This is a genomic window from Pseudoalteromonas sp. SWN166 (assembly GCF_015864485.1).
In the GTDB taxonomy this organism is placed as follows: Bacteria; Pseudomonadota; Gammaproteobacteria; order Enterobacterales; family Alteromonadaceae; genus Pseudoalteromonas.
This window is the reverse complement of the sequence record NZ_JADYXB010000069.1, coordinates 1-6264: the sequence shown is the minus strand read 5'-3', so window position 1 is coordinate 6264 and position 6264 is coordinate 1. Positions and strand designations below refer to the sequence as shown.

General features: G+C 40.6%; 4 protein-coding genes. 2 read left to right on the top strand and 2 right to left on the bottom strand.

The genetic code is table 11. From position 1 onward, the window contains the following. A partial coding sequence (gene uvrA, locus I6F49_RS19895) for an excinuclease ABC subunit UvrA (RefSeq protein WP_197181724.1) occupies positions 1–2817 on the bottom strand: 2817 nt, incomplete at its 3' end. Between the two features lie 162 nt (positions 2818–2979). Here uvrA and I6F49_RS19890 point away from each other — a divergent pair. Beyond that, a complete protein-coding gene (locus I6F49_RS19890) occupies positions 2980–4347 on the top strand; it encodes an MFS transporter (protein WP_166419941.1) in 1368 nt (455 codons plus the stop codon). Between the two features lie 20 nt (positions 4348–4367). Next, complete coding sequence (gene ssb, locus I6F49_RS19885; RefSeq protein WP_166419942.1) at positions 4368–5093, top strand: single-stranded DNA-binding protein; 726 nt, start codon at positions 4368–4370, stop codon at positions 5091–5093. Between the two features lie 248 nt (positions 5094–5341). On the opposite strand, the gene I6F49_RS19880 is transcribed toward ssb, so the two are convergent. Further along, positions 5342–6046, bottom strand: a complete 705-nt coding sequence (locus tag I6F49_RS19880) for a M48 family metallopeptidase (RefSeq protein ID WP_197181723.1) — start codon at positions 6044–6046, stop codon at positions 5342–5344. Positions 6047–6264 lie beyond the last annotated feature (218 nt).

Sequence of the window (6264 nt, the reverse complement as noted above, 5' to 3'; positions counted from 1 at the left end):
TAATAGAGGTTTTAGGTAATGCCCAGTATGTGAACGCTCACATTCAGCAACTTCTTCTGGCGTACCAGCAATCAGTATTTCACCACCGCCAGCCCCGCCTTCAGGACCTAAATCGATAACCCAGTCTGCTGTTTTAATCACATCGAGGTTATGCTCAATAACAACAATAGTATTGCCGTGATCGCGCAAACGATGAAGCACTACAAGCAGCTGTTCAATATCAGCAAAGTGTAAGCCTGTTGTTGGCTCATCTAATATGTAGAGCGTTTTACCAGTATCACGCTTTGATAGCTCGCGTGCTAATTTTACACGTTGCGCCTCACCACCAGAGAGAGTAGTAGCGGCTTGACCTAAACGCACGTACGACAAACCAACGTCCATCAGCGTTTTAAGCTTACGCGCAATAGCTGGTATTTTATCAAAGTAATCATGAGCGTCTTCAACGGTCATTTCGAGCACTTGGTGTATGTTTTTACCTTTGTATTGCACTTCGAGCGTTTCGCGGTTATAGCGTTTGCTCTTACATACATCACACGGTACATAAACGTCTGGTAAAAAGTGCATTTCAACTTTAATTAAGCCGTCACCTTGGCACGCCTCACAGCGTCCGCCTTTAACGTTAAAGCTAAAGCGACCCACTTTGTAGCCACGAGAGCGCGCTTCTTGGGTGCCTGCAAATAACTCACGAATACCGGTAAATATTCCTGTGTAGGTTGCCGGATTTGAACGCGGAGTACGACCAATCGGGCTTTGATCAATATCGATTACTTTATCGAAATGATCTAAACCGCTAATTGATTTATACGGTGCTGCTTCGGCAGTTGTTGCGCCATTTAGCTCTGTATGAGCAAGTTTAAATAATGTGTCGTTTATTAACGTTGATTTACCTGAGCCCGATACACCTGTCACACAGGTCATTAAGCCAAATGGAATTTTTAAATCCACATTTTTAAGGTTATTACCCGTTGCGCCAAATAGCTCTAGCCATTTGTCGTTAGTTGGGTGACGTTCTTTTGGTATTTCTATTCTACGCACACCTGATAAAAACTGGCCTGTAACCGACTCTTTGCTTGCTAAAATATCGTCGCGCGTACCTTGAGCAATAATATGCCCACCATGAACACCTGCACCAGGGCCAATATCAATAATATGGTCAGCGGCACGAATAGCATCTTCGTCATGCTCAACCACAATAACGGTGTTACCTAAGTCGCGCAAATGGACAAGTGTTTGTAGTAAGCGGTCGTTATCGCGTTGATGTAATCCAATAGATGGCTCATCTAGTACGTACATTACACCTACAAGGCCTGCACCAATTTGGCTCGCTAAGCGAATACGCTGAGCTTCACCACCTGATAGTGTGTCGGCGCTGCGCTCAAGTGATAAGTAATTTAGGCCAACGTTAATTAAAAACGATAAACGGTCGCGAATTTCTTTTAGTATTTTTTCAGCTATTTGGCCTTTTTGTCCGGTGAGCGTTAACCCTTCAAAAAACTCCATAGCTTCACCAATACTCATGCACGTGATTGCAGGTAAGTTGGTTTTTCCAATAAATACATTTCGAGATTCTTCACGCAAACGTGAGCCATTACAGCTAGGACATGCTTGGCTTGTTTGGTATTTAGCAAGCTCTTCACGTACTGAGTTTGACTCAGTTTCGCGGTAGCGGCGATTCATGTTGTTTAACACGCCTTCAAACTCATGATTACGTGTAATTAAATCGCCACGGTCGTTGCGGTAATTAAACGCAATTTTAGTGCTACCAGAGCCATCTAAAATAATTTTTTTCGAGTCGTTGTCTAAATCTTGATAAGGCACATTTAAATCAAAACTATAATGCTCAGCAACGGCTTGTAGCATTTGATAGTAATAAAAGCTGCGTTTATCCCAGCCCTTAATTGCACCGCCGGCAAGGCTTAACTCAGGATTATGCACCACACGGTTAGGATCAAAATATTGGCGTATGCCTAATCCATCACACGTTTGACACGCACCCGCAGGGTTATTAAACGAAAACAAACGCGGCTCAAGTTCAGTCATTGCATAGCCACAAGTAGGGCAGGCAAAGTTTGCTGAGAAGAGAATTTCTTCAGCGCTGCTATCGTCCATATATGCAACATGTGCAACGCCATTAGACATTTCAAGTGCGGTTTCGAACGACTCTGCTAAGCGTTGTTGTAAGCCATCTTTTACTTTAAAGCGGTCTACAACAACTTCTATAGTATGTTTTTTATGAAGCTCAAGCGTTGGTGGATCAGACAAGTCACATACTTCACCGTCTATACGGGCGCGAATATAACCTTGGCTCGATAGCTGCTCTAATAACTTAACATGCTCACCTTTACGCTCTTTTACTATTGGCGCAAGCAGCATTAACTTACTGCCTTCAGGCAGTGCTAAAACGGTGTCTACCATTTGGCTCACTGTTTGCGCAGCAAGTGGTAAATCATGTGTAGGACATCGTGGTTCGCCAACGCGGGCAAACATAAGTCGTAAATAATCGTAAATTTCGGTAATAGTACCCACAGTTGATCGTGGGTTATGAGACGTTGATTTTTGCTCAATCGAAATGGCAGGAGAGAGGCCTTCGATGTGATCTACATCAGGCTTTTCCATGAGCGATAAAAATTGTCTTGCATACGCAGAGAGTGATTCAACATACCGGCGTTGCCCTTCTGCATAAAGTGTATCAAATGCAAGTGATGACTTCCCCGAACCAGATAGACCAGTAATAACTATTAATTTATCACGTGGAATGGTTAGGCTGATGTCTTTTAAATTGTGCGTGCGGGCGCCTCGGACTTCAATGTTTTCCATGCTATCTCGTTTATTACCAAAATTATTTACTCAGTATCGCATAATACGAAGCAATATTAATCCTTGATCAATGAAAAATCCTTACTTATAGGCGATTAATTATTGCTAAGCTTATGGTAGAATCCCAACCTCAATTTTTCATACTGTAAGATCACATAGATAATGACTGCATCTTCACTTAATTCACGAGAAAAACGCGCCGCAGTATCGCTGGCGAGTGTGTTTGCATTTAGAATGCTCGGCTTGTTTATGCTGATGCCTGTATTGGCTATTTATGGACAATCGCTTGAAGGTTTTTCGCCTATTTGGATTGGTTTTGCCATTGGTGCGTATGGTTTAACGCAAGCAGTACTGCAAATACCTATGGGCCGATTATCAGATAAAATTGGTCGTAAAAAAGTTATTGTGGGTGGCTTAGTTGTATTTGCCATTGGCTCTGTAGTGGCTGCATTAGCTGACTCTATTCAAATGGTTACTGTAGGGCGTGCTCTACAAGGTATGGGCGCAATAGCCAGCGCATTGTTAGCGTTTGCTTCAGATTTAAGTCGTGATGAACAGCGACCAAAAGTAATGGCCGTTATTGGCATGAGTATAGGAATGAGCTTTGCCTTTGCTATGTTACTTGGGCCAATTGTTGCAGCCTCATGGGGTATTGCAGGCGTATTTTGGTTAACGGCTGTTTTAGCTGTTGTAGGCATATTTATTGTTACGTTATTGGTTCCTAAAGCAGTTAATAAAGCGCCTAAAGGCGATACATTAGCAAGCTTTAGCGACATTAAAAAACTAATTAAGCATCCGCAGTTAGCACGATTAAATGCCGGTGTATTGTTACTTCATTTAACGCTAACCACTATTTTTGTTGTACTGCCGAGCCAGCTAATTAAAGATGGCTTAGTTGCCGACCATCACTGGTATTTATATATTCCAGTGCTATTTTTAGCATTTTTATTAATGGTACCAATAATGATTGTGGCCATTAAAAAAGAGAAAGAAAAACAAGCGTTTATTGGCTCTGTAGCTCTGTTAACTATTAGTATGTTAGCGATGTCGTTATGGGTTAATAGCGTAGTTGGTATTGCTGTGTGTATGCTGCTTTATTTTGTGGCATTTAACTTTTTAGAAGCCACAATGCCAGCACTTGTATCGCGTATAGCACCAGCAAGTCAAAAAGGTTCAGCAATGGGCGGCTACTCATCTAGCCAGTTTTTAGGCGCCTTTTTAGGCGGTATGTTAGGTGGCTATGTAGCACAAACAACAACGACACAAGCTGTGTTTGCGGCAGCAGCACTTGTTGGGTTAATATGGCTTATTATTGCGTGGAAAATGCAAGTCCCACCCAAAAGTAAAGTTATTAGTTTAATGACCAAATTAGATTCTGAAGAGCATGCTCAAGTGCTTGCTTCTCAGTTAGTTGCTTTACCAGGCGTAATAGAAGCAACAGTGGTTCGCGATGAAAGTCGCAGCTATTTAAAGATTAATGATAAAGAATTTGACCTAGACCAAGCACGTAAAGTAGCTGGTTTAATCTAACATTTATAGGAGATGGTTCCATGGCACGCGGTGTGAACAAAGTAATTTTGGTTGGTAATTTAGGGCAAGATCCTGAAGTTCGTTACATGCCTAACGGCAATGGTGTAGCAAATATTACCTTAGCAACTTCGGATAGCTATAAAGATAAAAACACTGGCCAAATGGTTGATAAAACTGAGTGGCACCGTGTTGTGTTTTTTGGCAAATTAGCTGAAATTGTTGGTGAATATTGTCGTAAAGGTTCACAAATTTATGTTGAAGGTAAACTTCAAACACGTAAGTGGACAGATCAACAAGGCCAAGAAAAATACACTACAGAAATAGTTGTAGATGGCTTTACTGGTCAAATGCAAATGTTAGGCGCACGTGGTGGCGATCAACAAAGTGGTGGTTACCAAGGTAATCAATCACAAGGTGGACAACAAAGTGGTGGTTATCAAAATAATCAATCACAAGGTGGCCAGCAAAGTGGTGGTTACGGTCAAAATAATCAAGGCCAAAATAACCAACAGCAAGGTGGTTATACTCCACAGCAGCAAGCAGCACCTGCAGCGCAGCCTCAATCAGCGCCTGCGCCACAGCAAAATAATCAATACCAACAACCGCAAAGCGGCTTTGCACCACAGCAAAACAGTGCACCGCAGCAGCAAGGTGGTTTCGCTCCTAAACCACAAAATGCTCCGCAAGGTGGCGCATCAAACCCAATGGAACCAACCATTGATTTTGACGACGATATCCCATTCTGAGGAATACATAAATCATAACTGTTGATTTAAAATTATAAAGCTCTGTTTATTCAGAGCTTTTTTGTTTTATTTAGAAATTTTATGTTCATAAAAATAATCTAGGATTCATACATAAATTATTGTAGATATTAAGGCTGAGATAATAGCTTTTTAGTAAGTTAGTAAATGGGGTATAGCTTCATTAAATAGTTTCTAATTTGGTATGAGGCCCTCAGTGCTATTTTGCTTAAAATAAAAAGCTCTAAGCATCAAAGCTCTAACCTTGCACCATTGTGCTTTAACCATTCCTTACATTCTAAATAATCAGGCATAAAGCGCTCTACTTCTCGCCAAAACTTTGGAGAGTGGTCATGGTGTATTAAATGGCAAAGCTCATGCACCACTACGTAGTCTACAATGCGGTTCGGAGCCATAATTACCTTCCAATTAAAGGTAATATCACCTTCAGCAGTACAGCTACCCCAGCGGCTTTTATAATTCTTTATACCCACCGAGTTATATTTAACATCCATTATGTCGGCGTAGCGTTTAACTTTTTCGTTAAACTTAATCTCAGCATGCTTCTCGTACCAAGCAAGTAATGACTCTTTAATTAAATCTGCGTTATCAGTACCAGCAAATAAGGTCACGCTAAAACGGCCATTGATTAATTTAGCCGGTTTGTAATAGCCTTGATTTACCTTTAATCGGTAGTTACGTCCAAGGTATGAAAAACACTCGCCTGAAACAAACTCTTTATTGCTCTTAGGTTGAGCTTCATGATGAAGAGCTACTTTTTCTTTTATCCACTGCTTTTTATTTTTAAGTAATTTCTTTATACGCTCTAGCTCTAATAAGCGAGGAACTGCAACTAATACACTGCTTTCTTCAACTGTAATAGTTACAGATTTAACCCGATTACTTCTTTTTATTTCAACGATTAAATCATCAAATTCAATAAACTCTTTAGTCATTGTTATTCACTATGTAACAACCTTTTTTCAGATATTTCTTTGTTTCTATATTTAGAAAATTTAGAGCTTATATCTAATCGACCAAATCCCTCTAATATTGTAGTGGTACAGTGATTTTGGCCACCCATTAAGAGAGAAATGTTATGCTAATAAGCATACAAATTTGGGTGAAAAAATGACGAAATTAAAACGCGCAACGTATTCTGCAGCAATAAAAT